Genomic DNA, 21,041 nt, shown 5'->3' with positions numbered 1-21,041 from the left:
TAGTTAATCTCTTTCCGTAAAGCAAACGAGGTTAATTTGCCGTGCGCAAATATCACTAAATATTTTTAAAAGAAATGAAATAACCTGAGTCTACATTTGTATAGACTCAGGTTATTTCATTTCTTTATTTTCCATGTCAATGCCTAATTCGTCTCTCAAGAACTTCATACCTTTTCTTGTAAGATGGACAGCCCGATTCTTATCCGTTTTTGTAATCCATTCCTGTTTAAAAAATAGTTTTGCTATTGTAGATCCTAACCAACCAGAAATATGATAGCGTCTTTCACTCCAATCAAGACAAGGTTTTGCAAATACTCTCCTTTTTATATTTGCCTTTTCAATATTTATTCCAAAATTCAGAAACCATTGCTTACCTTGTTCCGTTACAATATATTCTCCTTCCTCTAAAATGATAAATTTCCTATGTAGTAATTTTTCAGCTATCTCTACACCAAGTTTGCCTGCAAGATGATCATAACAAGTTCGAGCATAACGAATTTGTTTTAGTTGATCTGATTGTTTTAAAGACCGAACTTGAACTGTTGGTGCGATTGTTCCTAACTTTTCAAGAACCTCTGCTACCTCTTGATTAGCAAGTCGATAGTAACGATGTCTACCATGTTGTTCAACTGTAAGTAGATTCCCCTCTACTAATTTAGAAAGATGAGAACTAATTGTTGGGTGTGACACCTTTGCCATATAAGCTAATTCGCTAGCAGGTAGTGCCTGATTATTCATTAAACAATCTAAGATGATTGCTCTTGTAGGTTCAGCAATGAGTTTAGCTATATATGAGATATTCGGATATACATTCATATTTCGATGATACCCTAACTATTTAATTGATACAATTATTTTAAGTTTAATAGTAAAGGAGAATGTATTATGAATGCAATTGATCTTAGTATACTAAATTTAAAAGAAACGAGAAGGCGCTCAGAAAAATTATGGAATTCTCTTCCCGATAATTTTCTTAATTGGAAGCCTGATCATGAGGCTATGTCCTTTGGTGAAATGATTCGTCACGTATGGAGCTCAACTTTTTACTATCATATGATTTTAAAAAACAACGGCTCAATAAACGACATACATATCCCGTATGATGACGAGTCAATTACTTGTGTTAAAAAAGAAATTGAATTAGCACAATCATGTTTTGCCAATTTCATAGAATATGTTCAATCAATAAGCATAACAGAGCTAGATTCAAGACTTATTGATCGAAGCGATGTTGGCTATCAACGATATTTAGGCGATATGCTATTACGAATTGCTTATCATGATGCGGTCCATGCAGGTCAATTTTTACAATATTTACGAATGGTAGATTTGGAAAGGCCTTTAATTTGGGATTAGATAAGACAAATGTTTACAACGCTTCTATACTGGCATTATAATAATACGCAACCAATTATCTAACTAGTCAAAATTCTTTTCGTTAGTTAAAAAAAGAGCAGTTTAGTTGTTGTACAATAATTAATATATGGGGATGATCACGTGAAAAAGCAATCTGAATTAAAAAAGCATTTATGTGCACTAGAGGAAAAACTATTAGAACCTAAAACTCGTACAAATCCAGCTGAACTGGACAAGTTACTTGCAGACAATTTTTTTGAGTTTGGAAGTTCAGGAAACGTTTGGTATAAGAAGGACTCTGTTGGTGGAGACGGACTTAGTGTAAGAGAAATGACTCTTTCTAATTTTGAAATACACCCTATATCGGACGATACAGTGTTGGCAACATATCGTGTAAGAGATGAAACTAGAATGCAGAATACTTTGCGAAGCTCCATTTGGAAACTGATTGAGGGAAGATGGCAAATGTTTTTCCATCAAGGAACACTTACAAAATCATGATAACCATTTATATTAAAACGCGTGCTTTTTAAACTAGTATATCCAACGAATAAAAAGCACGCGTTCGATTACTAATCAAACACGTGCTTTCAAAACAACTATATCGCACTTAAATAATAAAGTTCAAGCTAAAAAACCTACGACCGAAACGCCGCATCCGCAAGCATAGATAGTGTTGCATCATCCATCGGCGGATTGTGTAGTCCTGCCCTAACGTTTAAATAATAACGATGAAGCGGATTTTTTTCTGATAAACTTTTTGCTCCTACGATGCGCATTGATTTATCCACTATGGATATCGCCGCATTTGTTACGGCGTATTTCACTGCCGCTAATTCTGCTTGTAGTGACAGTTTATCTTCTGCCTCATCGTATTTTTTCGCAATTTGATATAAAAAGACGCGAGCTTGCATAAGCTCGAGTTCTAATTCTCCAACTAATCTTCTAACATTCGGTAATAAACTAATAGAATGGTTTAAACTATTTGGTTTGTATGATCCCGCAAACTGAACTGCATAATTTCTTGCTGATTGTGCAATTCCTAAATAACATGCTGGTATATGTAGCAACCAGCCAATACCCTTTTGTTTCACTTTCCCGCCTTTTACATCCGTAAAAAAGCGGTTGTCTATCTCTACATTTTGTAAGACAAGGTCGTGGCTAGCAGTCCCTCGCATTGCAACGCTATCCCACGTTTCTTCAATGGATACACCGATTGTATTTCTTGGAATGACAAACTCACCAACTTCTTCTTTGCCCTCCATACTTGCTGAAATAATAAAATAATCAAGTACTGGCGCCATCGTTGTAAAAGTTTTCCTTCCATTTATAACCCACTTCTCGCCTTGTTGAACCGCTATTGTTTCTGGTTTACCGCCACGCGTCGGGCTCCCTGTTTTCGGTTCTGTTGCTGCCCTATTAAAGAGCGCCCCATTTCGCACTTCTTCGCAAAACCATTTAAACATCTCATCATTCCAAGAGCGATTTTCCGCTAGTTCTTTCACAATGCCAAGATGCCAGCCAATCGATAAGGCAGTAGCCCCGCAGCCTTCCGCAATTTTCTCTTGAAATAGAACGAAGTCATATAAAGAAATCGCACTACCACCAAATTCCTTCGGTAACGTTAATTTCGTATATCCGATATTTTTCAAATCATTTATATTTTCATACGGAAATGATCCTAATTCACTTAGTTGATGCTCCCTTTCCATGAACTTCGGAATCAATTTATTTATTTGTTCAATAATGAAAGATTGTTTTTCTGTTTCAACAAATGAGAGTGCCATACTATAATCTCCTTTATGCTCGATTCATAAACCGTTCATTTTGTCATTATGATTATATGAAGCTACCTCTCTATTGTTTCACTATTCCGATAAAAATACAATGTTTTTGACTAATAAGAAAAGTTCCTATTGAAAAATAGATTCTTTCCTTATTAGTCTCCCTTCAATGCCTTTAATGGCAACGAGGTTACATATCCAATATATGAGAATAATTCTTTAAAGAAGAATGGGATTTCTGTATCTAACGTTTTATATGCTGATGTCGGCGTTGGTGAAGCATACGCTTCAATATTAATATGTTTTGCGATTCTCATTGCGCGTTTCATATGAAGTGGATCACTTACAATCGTGTATGTGCGTATTCCGTTCTCTATTCCAACTTCCTTCGCATTCTTTAAATTTTCTTCAGTGAAAAGGGATTTTGTTTCAATTAAAATATCTTCCTCTTTTACACCTTGTTTCATTGCATATACTCTTGCAGTACGCGCTTCCTCAAGCTCTGCCTCAAACTTTGTACCACCCGTAAAAATAATCTTTTTAATGTTTCCGTTCTTATATAAAGAAATCGCATGATTAATTCTTTCTTTAAATACAGGGGATGGTTTCCCATTCCAAGAAGCCGCTCCTAGTACGATACCAGCATCCGTTTTCACACTATCGTCTGTTTTAAAACGGTAGCTCCAAATATCGTAAGCTGCATAACTTACATATAAAATAGCAGAACAAATCATTAGTAAAAATACTTGAAAGATTCGTCTTTTCTTACTCTTCTTATTTTCTTTCATTTGTAATTGCCTCCGTACATCATCCATACTTCTATAAAAAAACATTTATATCAAATCGTTTTGTTTGAGTTTATTTAAAAGAAGGAACTTTACTTGTTATTTATGTATAAAAGGGTTTTCATTTAAAATTGAGGATTATCAATTCATTTTCATTTGCGGTTTTCATTACATGTTTTAAATTCATAAGTTTATTACCATACAACTACATTGTAACGAATTTTTTCTCAGAAGGGAACGATGAAACAAAAGGAATTAAAATAAAGTAGCATTTTGTAAGAAAAAAGGTATATTTTTCATGTATCACAAACAATATACCTTTCAAAACACGAATTATAGCTTTTCTTTATACAACTCTAATTTTTCTAACAATTGTTCTTTCACGTCTGGCCATTCACTCGAGATAATACTGTACACAACTGCATCTCTCACATAACCATTCGGTAATTTTCTTTCATTTCTAAGCACGCCCTCTTTTACTGCGCCTAACCTTTCAATTGCTCGTTGTGCTTTTTCATTTCTTGCATCTGTCTTAATTTGTACCCTGAGCATATGCAGTTTTTCAAAAGCATACTGGAGAAGCATATACTTACACTCTGTATTTATACTCGTACGCTGGACACTTGGATGATACCAAGTTTGTCCTAACTCGACTGTTTTATCTTCTACTGAAATATTATATAGACGTGTACTTCCTACAATCTTATTCGTCTGTTGATCTACTACAACGAAAGGGATTTGTGTACCCTTTCCATAACCTTGTATCGCTTTTTGCACATATTGCTGCATATCTTGCACACTATCCATTTTAGAGATTAAATACGCCCAAATTTCCCGATTTCCTTCTACAATCGAAAACAAAGTTTCGACATCATTACTATCCATTAACCGTAGCTTTGCTCTTTCGTGAATGATTTCCATTTGTAAGCCCCCTTTGTTGTTACTATATCATATAAAACAAAAACGTATTATAAAGATAACATAATGTAATTGAAAGAATCATTTTTCGAATATACTCTTCACATCTGGGGTGGATGAATCATCGATAAACATTAATTTCGTACTTATAAAAAAGAAAATTCTGGTAAATATCAACAAATAATATATAATAATAAACGGGAGGAGATAAAAATGCTAGATCAAATTACTTGGGGAACGCCAGGAAGCTTATTATGCTTAGGATTCTTTTTTGCAGGGTTAGGAATTTTCTTAAGAAGTATTACTTCATATTCGAAAAACAAATAAAACATCCAAAAGTGTACATTTTAAGGTATTTAATTGATAAAAACACTAAACAAAAGAATCCTTCCTTTTATAGAAGGATTCTTTTTTATGCCTTTCCCCTTTTTAAAGCAACAAATAAGCAATCGGCGTAATGATAAGCAACGTTAATATCGTTCTTTGTACGTACAGAATAATAAGTTCTGATACTTTTAACGGAATATCTGTCGATAAAATACAAGGAATGGATGCTGAGAAAAACAATATAGATGATACCGAAACAACCGCAATGACAAACTTTGTCACAAGTGGTGCACTAACTACTAATAATGATGGTAAAAACATTTCCGCAATACCGACGGATGCCGCTTTAGCAGCTAAGTCTGCTTCTGGCAGTTGTAAAGCCCATGTAAAAGGATAAAAAATATAGCTGACCCAATCAAATATTGGTGTGAACTTCGCTAAGACGATACCAATTAACCCTACAGACATAATAGATGGTAAAATTCCCATTGTCATAATAAAACCATCTTTTAAGTTCACTGCAATATTTTTTATAATACTCGGTGCAGATTTCGATACTTCTAGCGCATCTTCCCAAGCGCGCTCTAACATTTTCTCTTTATAAACAGGCTCTGGGAACCCTTCTTCCGTTACATATGTATCTGGTTTTCTACTAAGGGGTGGGAGTCTTACGGTGATAGCAGTTACGATGAATGTCACAACGAGAGTCGTCCAAAAATAAACATTCCATAAATGCATAATATCTAATGTTTTTGCGATGATGATCATAAATGTTGCGGATACTGTAGAAAATCCTGTAGCGATAATGGATGCTTCTTTTGTTGTATACTTTCCTTCTTTATAGACACGGTTCGTAATTAATAAAGCCAGTGAATAACTTCCCACAAAGGACGCAACCGCATCAATTGCTGATCGTCCAGGTGTTTTCCATAACGGTCTCATAATTGGTCGGCAAAACGTACCGATAAATTCAAGTAATCCATATCCGACTAATAGCGCTAAAAACGCCGAACCAATCGGAACGAGTAAACTTACCGATATGACTAGTTTCTCATACAAAAACGGCCCTACATCTGGTGCAAAGAACCAAGCTGGCCCTCCTTTCAAACAATATAATACACCGAAAACAACGCCAACTACTTTTAAAATCGAAAAGCAAATATCTACGATAGATGCATTCCATTTTTTCGTATAAAACGGATAAATCGCACCCATTATCATAACGAGTAGTGCGTAATAAGGTACGACGCTCGGAACCGAAGCTCTAATCCACGACACGATATGATCAATCATTATGGAAGAAGCACCGTTTATTGTAACTGGTACGAAAAACATAAACACCCCAACGAGACTAGCGAGTATAAACCGAAGAATGATGCTCTTCTCACTCCCTGTCTTAATTACATTCCTTTTTAATTCAATTTCACTCAAAATTCGACACCTCCTATTTATCTAAATATTCTGTATAATTATATTAAATCCCTTCTTTTCATTTGAAAATTACACAAGCAATAATCTTACATTTTTATTGTCAGTCTCCAAAAATTATCATATAATATCTTTCATACATGTTACATATACTCATTTCAAACGTATATTTTGTAACTAAATTATTTCTTTCAATGTACTCTTTAAATTAACCTACATAAAAATAGAAGGAGAATAGAAATTTGAAAACAATAAAAATAACTTTGGCAAGCGCCTTGCTATTTGGTGCTATCATCGCTCCATCTAGTTCTTTCGCTGTGAGTGAAACTGTAACACAAAAAAATAATGCGCGATTGGGGAATTACGAAGACGAAGACGATTACTACTATCAGTTTCCTGATGTTATTGGCTGGGCAAAGCCGTCCGTTGATTATTTAGTAAAGAAAAAAGTCTTATCCGGTTTACCAGACGGTACATTTGGACCTAATCTTGAAATTGATAGAGCTTCTGCCGCAATTATCATGGCAAAAATATTAAACTTACAAATAGACGCTTCAGCAAAGCCATCATTTAAAGATTCTCAAGAACATTGGGCTACTCCTTATATTGCTGCAGTTGAAAAAGCTGGGATTATTAAAGGCATCGGGAATGGAAATTTCGAACCTTCTGGAAAGCTAACGAGAGCTGCTATGGCCTCTATGCTTGTTCATGCATATAACTTAGACAAAAAAACCACTGAAAACCTACCTACTGTATTCCGAGATTTAAAAGGACATTGGAGTGAAAAATCGGCTAATCTTCTTGTTGCTCTTGGTATTTCACTGGGCTATGGTGGTAGTCATTGGTATCCAGATAACACGATTACCCGTGCAGAAGCTGCAAGTTTAGTTGCTCGCACAGACCAATCGAAAGATAAAGAAATTAAATTAAAGCAAGTTACTATGAAACAACATTATTTTATTTATCCTGAAACCTCTCTTCATTCAGGTATACTTGCTGAATATGCACCACAAACCGTTACTGTATTCGATGAATCTGAAAACGGCTGGATCAAAATTGCGACGGATCATGGGTTAAAGTGGACACCATTAAAAGAGAAACAAGTATACATTGATAAAAACTTTGTTACCTTTGATAGACCGTCAAGAACAGGATACGTGGTTGGTAAATATCCCCCTCAAACTGTAACAGTTGTTGAAGAAAATAGCATCTGGTTAAAAATTCGCACTAGCGAAGGGCTTCAATGGATGAATCCATATTTAAAAGAGGGGGAAGGAAAAGAACTAACATACATACCACGAACATTTTTTGCTTACGATAGCCCTAATTTTTCTTCTAAAATATCCGGAAAGTATGCTCCACAAGGCGGCATCGAAGAATTAGCTATGGGAGATGACGGATGGGTACAAATTCGTACAGATAAAGGACCAAAATGGATAAACATGTCTTATCTCTTACGTCCAAAGCTCCTCTTAAATGTTCCTGCCATTAATCAATTGCCGGAACTACAAAAAGGAAGTGCAGTTATTTCACTCCAAATGCTTTTAGAATACTATACAGGACGTTCATTAAATAAAGTAGACTTTGCTAATCAAATGCCCTTTGATACAACGAGATATCAGATGGAAGAAGGCGGAAAAATTACAGTTTGGGGTGATCCAGACATCGGATTCGTTGGTGACGTAACAGGAAAAAGATTGGGTTACTCTATTAACCCGGCACCATTGAAACAATTACTTGATAAACATGCAAGAGGTACAGATTTAACAGGACAGGATTTCTCTGTATTAGAAAGCTACGTACGTAATGGTAAACCAGTTGTAGCGTGGGTAGGAAACAGAATAACTGCTCCACAACTAGAACAAACTTGGAAAACACCTCAAGGAAAAACTGTAAATGGATACAGAAATGCACATACTATTATCATAACTGGTGTAGATGATCGTAACATTTATTATAATGACCCATTAGACGGTAAAAAAGACCAGCCAATGGTAAAATCCCGATTTGAGCACAGTTATAATCAAATGGGTAAAAAAGCTTTAAGTATCGATTAATCATATAAAAAAGCCTATTTTGATCGTATGATTCAAAATAGGCTTTTTCTATTACTGTCCATAATCATCCACAATTACTTGAATGACACGATACGATTCTTCTGCCACTATCTTATTACTAATCTTATTCGCATCATACGTAATTAACGCCTTCCAAAGTGCCCATCCTCTCGCTCTATTCCACGTTTCTTCATCTATTTGTAGTACTTCTTTAAATATCTTTCTACTACTTTTATCAAAAAACGTCCATGACATCGCTGCATCACAGGCCGGATCCCCTACTCCTAAAATACCAAAATCAATTACAGCACAAAGCTTTCCATCCTTAACGAGTAAGTTCCCTGGTGCAACATCTCCATGAATCCAAACTGGCTTACGGTTCCATGTTGACTGAAGTGCTAAATCCCAAAGATGCTTTAATACTGTTTCATCAAAAACGTCCTTATTATTTTCGATAGCACCTCTCGCCTCTTCATCATATACAGATATAAGCCCGCCTCGGTAAAAATTATGTGCTCCAGCTACCGGTCCGTTACTTGCATCAATAGATTGTAATTCTACTAAAAAAGTTCCTAAGTCCGCTGCAAATTCATTTAAATCACGAATGTTTTGTTTCGTAACTGTTTCTCCCTCTATCCACTTATTAATAGACCACAGCCATGGATACACTTCAGATGAATTTCCTTTCGCAATTGGTATAGAAATAGGTAAAGAAAGCTCCTTACTTAATAAAGGTAGCCACTTGTTTTCTTTCTCTACTTGCGGTGCATATGCTGCATCACTTGGCAATCTTACACTCATCTTATCACCTAAGTGAAATGTTCTGTTATCATGCCCACTAAACTTTACAGGTTTCACTTCTAAATGTGCCCATTCAGGAAACTGTTCCCCTATTAATCTTTTAACTAAACCAGTATCAATTTGATTCATTCACTATCCCCTTTTCTTTTGAAACTTACTAAGTCCATCTGTACTGCCAACATATTCAAAACCATTTCTCTTATAAAAATCATTCAATATGCGATTATGTCCTACACAATCTAGTTTTAAAAACTCTTTGTCATGTTGTACATTCTCTTCTATCCACCGTAACATCCATTCTCCGATTCCGTTCCCCTTATACTTCCGTTTCACCGCAAATCTATGAATATATAATGAATTAGAAACTTCCTCTTTACCAAAAATATATTCATCCCATTCATTTTGTTTAGGAGATACTGTAACTGTACCGATAATTTCATCTTCTTTCGTAACCACATATGTATATTTCTCTCTTATACCTTCTAGTATTTCAGCTGTTGCTTCTTCACCTAACAGATACTGCCATTGATCTACTTCTTTATGTTGTAGCCACTGTGCTACTTCCTTTAATAGCTTGATAATGCTATCGCTTTCCTCTTCCTTAGCGGTTCGAATTGTATATTCTTTAATTGTAGTTCTCTCCATATTCCTGTTCTCCTTTCATATACTTACTTCTTTTACTAATTTTCGTTTTATACATTATATACCAAAATGAACCACTACACTTTCAAGATATCTATTTTACAGCTTGTATTCCACAAAAAAAACGTCTCACTACTAGTGAAACGGTTTTAATTCTTTAAACACTCACTTCGTTTTCACAAAGTAATATAAAAACCACACCGCATGATTTTGTTCATCTGTAGCTATTCTACGCAGTAACTCTTTTAAATGTGCGTCTGATGTTTCATCTGAAATCTCCAAATAGAAATCCACTGTCTTCTGTTCATCTTGTATTGCAAATTCTAATCCTTGTAAGTACGTATTTGGACATTCCTCTGTAATTTGTGGTTTCGGCTGCTGACCAGTTAAATTTGTATAGATCTGTACAAACTGGTGAAAATGCTTTATTTCATCGTTACGAATTTCAAGAATTTGATTTCGTTCCGCCGCATTTGGAGCCATGTTGGCTAATTTCGCATAGCAACTTATTGCACTAAACTCTCCATTAATTGCTTTCTCAATATCGCGAATCAGCTTATCATTTTGCCTATACGAATCATAATAATTCGAATTATACATTGTATCCCCTCCATTATTCCGCATAACATTTTATGCAATTTGAAATAGTAGGAGCATGTATACAAAATGAACCACAAATACGAACTCTTCATTTCACCACAAAAAGAACGCTTCACTACGAGTGAAACGTTCTTTTTTCTAAGCGTTTAATTCTGTTTTATGTTCCTTTATTGCACTACGTTTGAAAGCAGTCAATAGAATAATAGCCATACTTACCGCACCAATCCAAACGAGTACAGTAAGAGGTGTACTCCAGCTTAACTCTTTTCCGAAGAAGAATATTTCTCTCAGTCCTTCAATCATAAATCGCATTGGCAACCATGCGTACACCCAGTCTTGATAAAATGGCGACAACATTTCCGGTGCTAATGATAATAACGGTGCCCCAAAGAATAGTAAGAGTGCGAATACACCAATTCCTTTTAGTCCAACTAATGAAAGTACGGCCGATATCATTAAGAAGAAACTAAAGGATGTAATAGATAAAAATAGTGCTGTATCAGTGAAATTTGAAATATTTAATCCTACCATTCCATCCACAATCCACGTAAGACCGAACCCAATAACAAGTGCGGCAATTGCGCCTGTTACGATTTGCTTTAGTTTTAATACGAAGTTTTCGTTTCTTGTACGAATCGGCATTTTACTTATCGCGATAAAGATAAGCGCTGCGCTCGCTAAACTTGCGATCCATAATGGCTGGAATAATGAAATTGGCGAGTTCCCGTTCGCACTATTTTTTCCGGTTTCATTTACATTTGTCACTTTCTTTACAATAGGTGTTACTATTTTCGCAGCTTGGTCTGTTGTTAAAGTAGCCCTGTTTGCTTTCAATCCTTCTAATATTTGTGTACGAACATTGTTGTTCATATTATCAACTACAGTATTTAACATTTGACCTGCCATAGTTGATGCTGCTGTATTCATTCCTTGATTTATGAATATTTCTACCTCTGGCGAAGACGGCTGTTGTGTTCGTAATGATGCCTGTTTTGCGCTAAATTCTTCCGGGATGACTAATGCCGCATAATACTCTCTATTGTTTAATCCCTTTTGAACAGCTTCTTTATTTCTTACTTCTACCCACTTCACGGCGGGTTCTTCCTCTGATTCCGCTGTTTTTTTCATGTTATCAACGATTGTTTGCCCCATGTTCATTTTCGGTTGATTCGGAATTTCTACTCCTTGATCCTCATTTACAATTGCGATTGGCAAATTTTTCGGATTAGGTTGAACGGTTGGAAATAATGTTAATGAAAAAATAAAAACAACAAGTAGTGCAACAACTGGTGATAACAATAAAAGTTTATTTTTAAACATTTCTTTTCTCCTCCTTACATTTGATTTATAATAACCAAGTGTTGTTTATTTACATTTTGAATTATATGTTCGAGCTACACCTTATACAATAATCAAAAATCGTGAATGTGTCGGTTATAAGACACATCCTTGAAATGTGTTGGCTAAAATGAAGGAGGGACATGCTTTGCGCGATAGTAATTTAGATTTACGTGTTGTTCGTACGAAAACTGCCATACGAAATGCATTGGTGGAATTAATTGAAGAAAAAGGTTTTGACGCCATTACAGTGAAAGATATTACAACGAAAGCAAACATTAATCGCGGTACTTTCTATGCGCACTATCAAGATAAATTTGATTTAATGACAAAATGCCAAGAAGACATTATGTATGAGTTTTCTAGCATTGCAAAAAAGAGATTCCCAGAAGTGATTGCGGATCTCGGATCGAATCCTTCTCCAACAATGTCGTTTCTACTTATCACTTCTATTCTTGAATTTCTAAATGAAAATAGTGATTTTATGAAAGCTGTATTAAGCCCAAAAGGAGATTTATCTTTTCAAACAAAGTTGAAAGACTTTATGTGGAAAACATTATTTGAAGATACGAATGGTGCTCTCATTAATAAGGAAAATTTACTTGTTCCAAGCCAATATTTAGCTTCTTATATGGCATCTGCTCATATTGGTGTCATTCAGCAATGGTTAAATAGTGGCCAAAAAGAAACACCAAAGGAAATTGCTCGTATTTTATCAACAATCGCAGTTCATGGACCTTTTTATGCAGCTGGTTTAAAGAAATGAGTTATTGCAAAATAAAAGATCATCCACTATTTATAGCGGATGATCTTTTACTTCATTACAACACTTCAATATACCCTTCAGTTCCATGTACCCGAATTCGTTGTCCGTCTTTTATTAGCTTTGTAGCATTCTCCACCCCAACAACTGCCGGTAATCCATATTCACGTGCGATAACTGCTCCATGCGTCATAAGTCCGCCGACTTCAGTAACTAATCCTTTTATAGATACAAATAATGGCGTCCAGCCAGGGTCAGTAAAAGCCGTAACTAATATATCTCCCTCTTCTAAATTCGCATCTTCCATGTTTAAAATAACGCGAGCTCTCCCCTCAACTAATCCAGAAGAAACAGGCAGACCTGCAATCGCGTCAACTGGGAGGTTTTCTCGTTTATATTTACCTGTAATGATTTCTCCATCAGACGTCATTATACGAGGAGGCGTTAGTTTTTCGTATAATTTATAATCATTTTTTTGTTTATGAATAAGCTCATAATTTAGTTTCTTCGTGCGAACAACTTCGTGAAGCTCTTCAAAAGTTAAATAGTATATATCATCAATTTCATGAATGACACCGCTCTGCACAAGTTGCTCAGCTTCTTTCAGTAACGCCTGCTTATATATGAAATAACGATTAATCATACCGTATTTCGGATATTCACGATAGCCGATAAAATTACGGATATTGCGAATCATTCGCTTCGTTTCTTCTACTTTTTGTTTTCCATCCGGCAATTGCTGCAATCGATCTACTAACTCTTCTTCTTTTTTCAAAGCTTCTTGCAGTCCTTCTTCAAATTTCCGTTTACTTGCACCATATTCAAAATCTCTTATATTATTTAAAATCATCGGGATAATGGTTGTTGGCTTCTCACTCCAGCGCGTTTTCGTAATGTCGATTTCTCCGCTACATCTCATTCCGTATTTATTTAGAAAAGCATCGATTGCCTCTCGAGCTTTTTCCCCGCCTTTAAACTGAACGAATTCATCTAAAAAGCTATCATTTTCTACATGTTGTAAATACGCAATAACTTCTTCGTACGGCCGAATCACATCAGCAACTTCCATTAATGCTAAACCCATTTCCGACGTAATATTATTTTGCACCGATTGAGAAAGGGTGTCCGCTGCATTCTTTTCGCCCAGCCATTGCTCCATTTTTTCATTGATCCATGCTGAAGCATTCATACCTGCCATAATAACTGCTATACTTTGTGGATTAAACAATACTTTCTTTAATTGCTGAATATCTTCCAAAATAAAATCAAGTACGTCCACTCCTGATTTCAGTTGCATATTTTGTTTTAACTCTTCAAGTGATGCTTCACTATTCTTTATTAATTCCGTAACGATTGCTGGATCATTTTCGATTTCTGGCTGCAAACTTACTGGTGGCTTACTTTTACTAGCACTCTTTTCCGTTTCTTCATCCGGTAACAATGTAATAAAATTATCTCGCTCGATTATAGTCGTTAATGCATCTCTTACGAGTGGATCTGATTTTCCTAAAGTATTTATTAAATAATCTCTGCTAGCAGGTGAAGCTAATTGTTGCGTAGCATCAACAAACAGCCGTCCTCCCGCTTTGCGCATTGGGGCACTTGTCGTTAACAGAAAAAAAGATAACCCTAATGGTTTCATCGCATCGGTCATCATTTGTTGGTGACCAACTGATATATATACATGATTTTCCCCATCATTTTCTTCTGGAATTGGATATAAAGTCGTTATCGGCCTGCTTTGAACAATATAAAATGTATTACGGGCTAAACACCATTCAATATCTTGCGGACAGCCAAAATAAGCTTCTATCTGTCTTCCGATCTGTTCTAGTTGTAATATTTGTTGTTCAGACAATGTTTGAACCTTTTGCTGAGCCGGATCAATCTGTTTCGTCTCTGTTCCGCCCTCTTTGACAGCATAAATAGCTAATTTTTTAGTCGCTATCACCGTTTCAGTAATTTTACCTTCTTTTACTTTATAATTATCGGCAGAGACCAGCCCTGATACTAACGCCTCACCAAGTCCAAAACTGGCATCAATTGATAGCACCTTTCGGTTAGAAGTAACCGGATCAGCCGTAAATAAAATTCCCGAAGCCTCAGGGAAAACCATTTTTTGAACGACAACACATATAGAAACTTGATTATGTTCAAAACCATTTTGCATGCGGTACATAACGGCTCGCTCTGTAAATAAAGACGCCCAGCACTTTCTTACATGCTGCAAAATCGCTTCTTTTCCGATAATATTTAAATACGTATCTTGTTGACCAGCAAACGAAGCATACGGTAAATCTTCAGCCGTCGCACTAGAACGCACGGCATACGCATGTTCATTTCCAAAACGTGAGAGATAATGAGCTACCGCTTCCACTACATCAGTGGGGATTTGTACTGCCATAATTACTTCTCTAATCTTCTTGCTAATTTCACCAATTTGAGCTCGGTCTTCACGATTCAACTTGGTTAGCTGCTGCAACAAAGTTTGAAGCTCTTCATTTTGCTCGATGGCTTTTTCATATCCTACCGTTGTAACACAAAATCCTTCTGGCACCTGTATACCTTGAATGTTAGATAACTCCCCTAAATTCAACCCTTTGCCGCCGACGAGTGAAAGCTGCCCCTTTTCTATTTCCTGAAAATCGAGAACGAAAGAACTCATATAACATCTCTCCTTACTATGCATGTGTTCTTGATTGTAGCAGGAGTAAATGAGAAGAAACAGTCTATTTCGAATTTGATTTACATGATATAATTAAGTTAGGAAGAGATTAAATAATGCCCTAGTTGCATAATGAAGCAACTAGAGCTTCTTATTTCCTCTCAATTTTAAATTACAATTTGTTCACAACTAACTTCAATGTATTTCTGTTTTCCCCTTTTATTATAGAAACGCCATGAATTATCACACAATTCTTATCTCAACAAATGGTACATAACTCAAAATACGCCTTAGTTTAACCTCCTGTGAGCCTTTTCACAGGAGGTTTTATACATACATATATTATTTATAATTAACCCATTCTCCTATTTTTCAAAAGCATATTTTGTGTCATAATAACGCTTTTTAGAATTTATATATACCTTCTAATTTTTCTAAAAAAGGATGATTGTATTGGAAATGAAAAAGCTTCAAGGAATGTATGATGATGTTATTAGTTTAGGGGAAAATTGTTATACTGCTATTCATCTAAAAAAATATAAGCTGCGGAAATATTCAGGTCCTCTAGATTGGTTTGTATCACCGAATCTTTCTTCTATCAACACATTATTGAAAAATAATTTCGTAGACTTTATGGATTTAAAAAACATGCAAGCAATACCGGAGCAAAATATTGTGTTTAATGATGGCGTGATACAACCTGTTTTTTCTCATATTATAAAAGATACAAAATATAACGTAACATCTTATCATGATTTCCCTGTTATTCCGAATGAAGATTGGTTCATCACATACCATGATTTCAAACAAAAATTAGATCAAAGAATTGATAACCTTTACGAAAGAATGCATAATTCACAATCCATTTTATTTGTTAGATGGGGCGGAAGCTTGACTGAAGCGCTTGAATTACAAACCGTTTTATCAAATATTGTTAAAAATAATTTTAAGATCCTTTTACTCTATCCAACAGGACTTGAAAATGAAATAAACAAATTAGAATGGGCGCTTGATCATGTTTTTCCCGTTCAAGTTTCAAGTAATTATCAAAATATAAGAACTTGGTATGTCCTCTTAAAAGATATACACTTAAACTCAAAAAAAATAATATAAACTACGACTTTAAAATCAATATTCTTTGTTTACATTTTATATAAATTGACATATCTCCCCCTTAATTCTAAGACTAAGTTATTGTTTTTTGTAATCCCCCACTCATTCTTTTCTCAAATGCTCCAAAATGGATTTTCAAAATTAGGGAACTATAATGTCATATTGGAATAAATTAAGGGGGAGAAAAATTGGACAATGAAATGAATTATGGAAGTGATTACAAGTTTATTCCGGCAACTTCAATTGAAAGTGGTCATGGCCTCGAAGTATTGCCTGATTTATTTTGTTACACGATTCAAATCGTCAACATTTGTTTTGTTGGACATCCGCATACCAATGATTTTATTTTAGTTGATGCTGGAATGCCTAAATGTGCAAATGAAATTATCTCTGTCACTGAGAAGCGATTTGGTACAAATAGTCGCCCAAAAGCAATTATTTTAACTCACGGGCATTTTGATCATGTTGGGGGAATAATTGAACTCATCAAGTATTGGGATGTTCCAGTCTATGCACATCAAATGGAGATACCGTTCCTGACTGGACAACAAAGCTATCCTGAGCCAGACCCAACAGTTGAAGGTGGTATGGTAGCGAAAATGTCGTCTCTGTTCCCTAACGAACCGATTGATTTAGAAAATAGCGTAAAAGTATTACCTGCAGATGGAACCGTTCCTCATATGCCAGAGTTTAGATGGGTTCATACACCAGGACATACTCCAGGGCATATTTCATTATTCCGAGAAAAAGACCGAACTTTAATTGCTGGGGACGCTTTTGTTACAGTGAAACAGGAATATTTATATAAAGTAATTACTCAGGAACAGGAAATAAGCGGACCACCTCGCTATTTAACAACAGACTGGAAAACCGCTAAAGAGTCAGTTATTAAGCTAGAGAAATTAAAGCCTCTAGTCGCTATTACTGGACATGGGATACCGATGTCAGGCGAATTGCTATCAACAAGCCTCAATACACTCGTTCAAGAATTTGATAAAATTGCTGTACCTGATTACGGAAAATATGTAGATAAAAAGGCACATTAAGCAAAAAAACTTTGGTTTTAATATTAAGTAATTAAAATATACTTCAAAATCAAAATGGAAAAAAATTATTAAGTTTAGTAAAAAAACTGTACTTAGGCAACATCTCTATTATAAGGATAGACCTACCCTTTGTGAATAAAACTCGATATTTCGCAAATACTATCCGTAGTATAAGCCTGCTTCTTACCCAGCTTGTACCTCTTCCCATTAAAGAGTGATTAAAACGGGTTACGCTATATAAAAGCATAACCCGTTTTTAATGGAATATTTTATCTCGCTTTAACGGGCAGTAAGACCCCCACCTCAAAATTCAGCGGAAGCAAAGAAGTTAGGTGGGAAATCAACTGTCCGTAAAAGTCCGATTGGTGAGGGCTAATAATCAGTGGGGGATGAACAAAACCCCCACTGATTAAAGTTTCACTTTATTCCATATACATTTAAACAATGGAAGAAAATGATGAAACATATTGTTGCTTTATTAATTAAATACACATTGATAACTGCAGTATTACTAATTATACTTAGTATCTTTAAAGGCATTTCAATTCCTAAAGTATTACTCATTTCTCTTTTCCTTACAGGAGCTGCCTATTTAATCGGAGATCTCTTCATTTTACCTAAGTACGGAAATATGATTGCTACAATAGCAGATTTAGGCTTAAGCTTCTTTGGCACTTGGTTACTAACATCCTTGTTTACTGATTTAGATGCTACTCGTAATATTGGACTTTCTTCATTTATAGCCGCTTTAATTATTGGTGGAACAGAAATTTTCTTCCACATTTATATGAAGAAGCTAGTACTGCGTAACGATGATAATTTAAGAAATCACAATCATATTCGTCATGATAAATATGCTATGGAAATGTCAGATGAATATATAGATTCCTCCACAATAAATAAATCCAAGCTTGAGGATACATCTAAAAAATAAAAAAGTGGCCAACGCCACTTTTTTATTTTTGTTTATTAAGCTTGATCTGAATTTCTTACATGTAACGGAGGTGGAACTACCCACCCTTTTTTCTTACTTAAACGTAGCAACGTTACACCTGCCTGCGCTTTTTTCATATGAAATTGTCCAAATAACATACCTACATCTTCTCGAAGGCATTTTCCCATTACTTGACTACATGTGACAAGTCCAGCTGCTAATCCTGTAGAAACAGCAGCAGCAATTTCTGCATCATTAATACGTGCTCCAGGAGGAATGTCTTCGATAGATGCAACTGGTCGTTCTGGAGGAGCAGGCGGTAAAGCAACCCCATTAACTTTTAAAAGCGCCTTTAATTCTTCTATTTCCGAATTCATATCATTTTCAATTAAGCCTTCTAAAAACTTCTTCAAATCTTCATCACCTGTATGATTCATAAACACTTGATGACTTGCAATCGCACCCTGTGCAGCAAGAAGATAACTCCAAATGTCGAATACTTCTCCGTAATGTAACGGCTCATTTTGAGGATTTCCACTTAATATACCCATTTTTAAATTCCTCCCTTTCGAAAATATCATAATAAATATTGATTTCAATATTGAAATCAAATTTTTAAGTATGCTTTTTCCTGCAAAAGATTTTCTACTATGCATGGAAAACACCTTTCCAACACCACGTGTTTATTGTTTAGGAAAGTAGTTTACAAATAAAATACCCAAAGATTATGAAAGAAGATTATCAATAATCTTTGAGTGAAAATTCATTTACTATAAGGGTTTGTTTTTTATACATATACAAAAGAAATTGATTTACATATCTACTATATTTTATGTCAATTCACTTAACGGTTAATTCTACCACCAAGTTGTTGTTCAGCCATTGCTACTAAACGTTTTGTAATTTCACCACCAACAGATCCATTTGAACGAGCTGTTGTATCTGCACCAAGTTGCACACCAAACTCTTGTGCAATTTCATATTTCATTTGATCAAGAGCTTGTTCAGCGCCTCGAACTAACAATTCATTACGACTTCCACTGTTATTGTTTGCCATATCGTTTCACCTCCGATGTTTTTAATATGCTACGAATTATGAAAAAATAGTTATCCTTTTTATGGGAATTAGTTCATGTATAAATATTGAGTTTCTTCTTAAAATAGGGCAAAAGACATAAGAGCTACTATAACGTACTTTCATAACGACAGTATGTATAGCTTTCTCTCTACTAATTTTTTTGTCAAGAGATACTAATAAATTATGAAAAATGATTCCTAAGGAGATATGAGATGAAAGCCGTAACCTATCAAGGTCCAAACAAAATACAAGTTAAACAGGTGGATGATGCAAAGCTAGAGAAAAAAGATGATATTATTGTAAAAATTACTTCAACCGCTATTTGCGGTTCTGATTTACATTTATATCAAGGTAACATGCCTTTACCACAAGGATACATTATTGGCCATGAGCCAATGGGTATTGTTGAAGAAGTAGGGCCAGATGTCACTAAAGTGAAAAAAGGAGACCGTGTTGTCATCCCCTTCAACGTTGCTTGTGGACATTGTTTCTATTGCCAACATGAAATGGAAAGTCAATGTGATAACTCGAATCCTCATTATGATTCTGGTGGATACTTTGGTTACACAGAGAAATTTGGTAACCATCCAGGTGGACAAGCAGAATATTTAAAAGTTCCTTTTGGAAATTTCACTCCATTTGTTATACCAGAATCATGCGAACTTGAAGATGAATCTCTACTCTTTTTATCTGATGTTTTACCAACAGCCTATTGGAGTGTAATAAACGCAGGCGTTAAGCGAGGCGATACTGTTATCGTCCTTGGTTGTGGACCTGTTGGATTAATGACACAAAAATTCGCTTGGATGCAAGGTGCTAAACGCGTAATTGCAGTCGATTACTTAGATTATCGGATAAATTATGCAAAAAAGATTAACAATGTTGAGGTATTTGAGTTTACAAAATTTCCTGATATGGGAGAACATTTAAAGGAAATCACACATGGGGGTGCCGATGTAGTTATTGATTGCGTGGGGATGGATGGAAAAAAATCGCCCCTTGAATTTCTGGAACAAAAATTAAAATTACAAGGCGGAACTCTCGGTCCTATTCAAATTGCTACGAAAGCCGTAAGAAAATACGGAACGGTTCAAATGACTGGTGTTTATGGCGGTAATTATAATGCCTTTCCACTCGGGGCACTTTGGGTTAGAAATATTAATCTGAAAATGGGACAAGCACCTGTCATTCATTTTATGCCGGAACTATTTGAAAAAATAACAAATAAAGAATTCGATCCAAAGGAGATTATTACACACAAAATCCCCCTTGAAGAAGCGAGCTACGGTTATCAAATATTCAATAATCGTGAAGATGATTGTATAAAAGTCATTTTAAAGCCTTGAAAATTGGTATGTGGCTGGATCTTTGATTTTTCTATGCAGTAGACTACTAAAAATACCCTA

The 21,041-nt window shown here is 35.3% G+C and carries 20 protein-coding genes; 8 read left to right on the top strand and 12 right to left on the bottom strand.

Going from position 1 to position 21,041, the window contains the following annotated elements:
• Positions 1-111: 111 nt before the first annotated feature.
• Entirely contained in the window at positions 112-816 is a 705-nt protein-coding gene (locus tag QCI73_RS12165; protein WP_327924097.1) for an ArsR/SmtB family transcription factor, read from the bottom strand.
• A 69-nt stretch (positions 817-885) separates the two neighbouring features.
• Here QCI73_RS12165 and QCI73_RS12160 point away from each other — a divergent pair, with 69 nt between their 5' ends.
• Both QCI73_RS12160 and QCI73_RS12155 read left to right on the top strand, forming a co-directional pair.
• On the top strand, positions 886-1,356 hold the full coding sequence (locus tag QCI73_RS12160; protein ID WP_353822997.1) for a DinB family protein: 471 nt from the start codon (positions 886-888) through the stop codon (positions 1,354-1,356).
• A 141-nt stretch (positions 1,357-1,497) separates the two neighbouring features.
• The gene (locus QCI73_RS12155) at positions 1,498-1,857 is read left to right on the top strand and encodes a nuclear transport factor 2 family protein (protein ID WP_353822996.1); all 360 of its coding nucleotides are present in this window, start codon (positions 1,498-1,500) and stop codon (positions 1,855-1,857) included.
• 137 nt (positions 1,858-1,994) lie between these two features.
• Here the strand turns inward: QCI73_RS12155 and QCI73_RS12150 are convergent, their stop codons facing one another.
• The 4 genes from QCI73_RS12150 to QCI73_RS12135 all read right to left on the bottom strand — a co-directional run bounded on the left by QCI73_RS12150 (position 1,995) and on the right by QCI73_RS12135 (position 6,601).
• Entirely contained in the window at positions 1,995-3,143 is a 1,149-nt protein-coding gene (locus QCI73_RS12150) for an acyl-CoA dehydrogenase family protein (protein WP_327924102.1), read from the bottom strand.
• Between the two features lie 152 nt (positions 3,144-3,295).
• On the bottom strand, positions 3,296-3,928 hold the full coding sequence (locus QCI73_RS12145; RefSeq protein ID WP_000662223.1) for a YdcF family protein: 633 nt from the start codon (positions 3,926-3,928) through the stop codon (positions 3,296-3,298).
• A 330-nt stretch (positions 3,929-4,258) separates the two neighbouring features.
• A complete protein-coding gene (locus QCI73_RS12140; protein ID WP_000402598.1) occupies positions 4,259-4,846 on the bottom strand; it encodes a GNAT family N-acetyltransferase in 588 nt (195 codons plus the stop codon).
• Positions 4,847-5,272: 426 nt separating this feature from the next.
• Complete coding sequence (locus QCI73_RS12135) at positions 5,273-6,601, bottom strand: YjiH family protein (protein ID WP_353822995.1); 1,329 nt, start codon at positions 6,599-6,601, stop codon at positions 5,273-5,275.
• Positions 6,602-6,840: 239 nt separating this feature from the next.
• On the opposite strand from QCI73_RS12135, the gene QCI73_RS12130 reads away from it, so the two are divergent.
• Positions 6,841-8,655, top strand: a complete 1,815-nt coding sequence (locus QCI73_RS12130; protein WP_353822994.1) for an S-layer homology domain-containing protein — start codon at positions 6,841-6,843, stop codon at positions 8,653-8,655.
• A 51-nt stretch (positions 8,656-8,706) separates the two neighbouring features.
• Here QCI73_RS12130 and QCI73_RS12125 read toward each other — a convergent pair whose 3' ends face one another.
• The 4 genes from QCI73_RS12125 to QCI73_RS12110 form a co-directional block, all read right to left on the bottom strand.
• Entirely contained in the window at positions 8,707-9,585 is an 879-nt protein-coding gene (locus tag QCI73_RS12125) for an aminoglycoside phosphotransferase family protein (protein ID WP_353822993.1), read from the bottom strand.
• A 3-nt stretch (positions 9,586-9,588) separates the two neighbouring features.
• Entirely contained in the window at positions 9,589-10,101 is a 513-nt protein-coding gene (locus tag QCI73_RS12120) for a GNAT family N-acetyltransferase (protein WP_327924110.1), read from the bottom strand.
• A gap of 162 nt (positions 10,102-10,263) precedes the next feature.
• Positions 10,264-10,698, bottom strand: coding sequence for a ferritin-like domain-containing protein (locus QCI73_RS12115; protein WP_327924112.1), 435 nt, complete (start codon positions 10,696-10,698; stop codon positions 10,264-10,266).
• 138 nt (positions 10,699-10,836) lie between these two features.
• Positions 10,837-12,018, bottom strand: a complete 1,182-nt coding sequence (locus QCI73_RS12110; protein WP_327924113.1) for a YhgE/Pip domain-containing protein — start codon at positions 12,016-12,018, stop codon at positions 10,837-10,839.
• Positions 12,019-12,184: 166 nt separating this feature from the next.
• On the opposite strand from QCI73_RS12110, the gene QCI73_RS12105 reads away from it, so the two are divergent.
• On the top strand, positions 12,185-12,802 hold the full coding sequence (locus QCI73_RS12105) for a TetR/AcrR family transcriptional regulator (protein WP_353822992.1): 618 nt from the start codon (positions 12,185-12,187) through the stop codon (positions 12,800-12,802).
• A 55-nt stretch (positions 12,803-12,857) separates the two neighbouring features.
• Here QCI73_RS12105 and ppsA read toward each other — a convergent pair whose 3' ends face one another.
• Entirely contained in the window at positions 12,858-15,464 is a 2,607-nt protein-coding gene (gene ppsA, locus QCI73_RS12100; protein ID WP_353822991.1) for a phosphoenolpyruvate synthase, read from the bottom strand.
• Positions 15,465-15,908: 444 nt separating this feature from the next.
• On the opposite strand from ppsA, the gene QCI73_RS12095 reads away from it, so the two are divergent.
• The 3 genes from QCI73_RS12095 (at position 15,909) to QCI73_RS12085 (ending at position 18,557) form a co-directional block, all read left to right on the top strand.
• Entirely contained in the window at positions 15,909-16,577 is a 669-nt protein-coding gene (locus tag QCI73_RS12095) for a DUF1796 family putative cysteine peptidase (RefSeq protein ID WP_353822990.1), read from the top strand.
• A 188-nt stretch (positions 16,578-16,765) separates the two neighbouring features.
• Positions 16,766-17,623, top strand: coding sequence for an MBL fold metallo-hydrolase (locus tag QCI73_RS12090; protein ID WP_353822989.1), 858 nt, complete (start codon positions 16,766-16,768; stop codon positions 17,621-17,623).
• 457 nt (positions 17,624-18,080) lie between these two features.
• Positions 18,081-18,557, top strand: a complete 477-nt coding sequence (locus QCI73_RS12085; protein WP_071743133.1) for a YndM family protein — start codon at positions 18,081-18,083, stop codon at positions 18,555-18,557.
• A 35-nt stretch (positions 18,558-18,592) separates the two neighbouring features.
• Here the strand turns inward: QCI73_RS12085 and QCI73_RS12080 are convergent, their stop codons facing one another.
• The gene (locus tag QCI73_RS12080) at positions 18,593-19,108 is read right to left on the bottom strand and encodes a DUF3231 family protein (protein ID WP_000512120.1); all 516 of its coding nucleotides are present in this window, start codon (positions 19,106-19,108) and stop codon (positions 18,593-18,595) included.
• Between the two features lie 293 nt (positions 19,109-19,401).
• Entirely contained in the window at positions 19,402-19,614 is a 213-nt protein-coding gene (gene sasP, locus QCI73_RS12075; RefSeq protein WP_327924122.1) for a small acid-soluble spore protein, SasP family, read from the bottom strand.
• A 233-nt stretch (positions 19,615-19,847) separates the two neighbouring features.
• Here sasP and QCI73_RS12070 point away from each other — a divergent pair, with 233 nt between their 5' ends.
• A complete protein-coding gene (locus tag QCI73_RS12070) occupies positions 19,848-20,981 on the top strand; it encodes a zinc-dependent alcohol dehydrogenase (RefSeq protein WP_353822988.1) in 1,134 nt (377 codons plus the stop codon).
• Positions 20,982-21,041 lie beyond the last annotated feature (60 nt).

The sequence above is a fragment of the Bacillus cereus group sp. MG16 genome (assembly GCF_040459875.1).
GTDB classification, from domain to species: Bacteria; Bacillota; Bacilli; order Bacillales; family Bacillaceae_G; genus Bacillus_A; species Bacillus_A paranthracis.
This window is presented reverse-complemented; position numbering and strand designations above follow the sequence as displayed.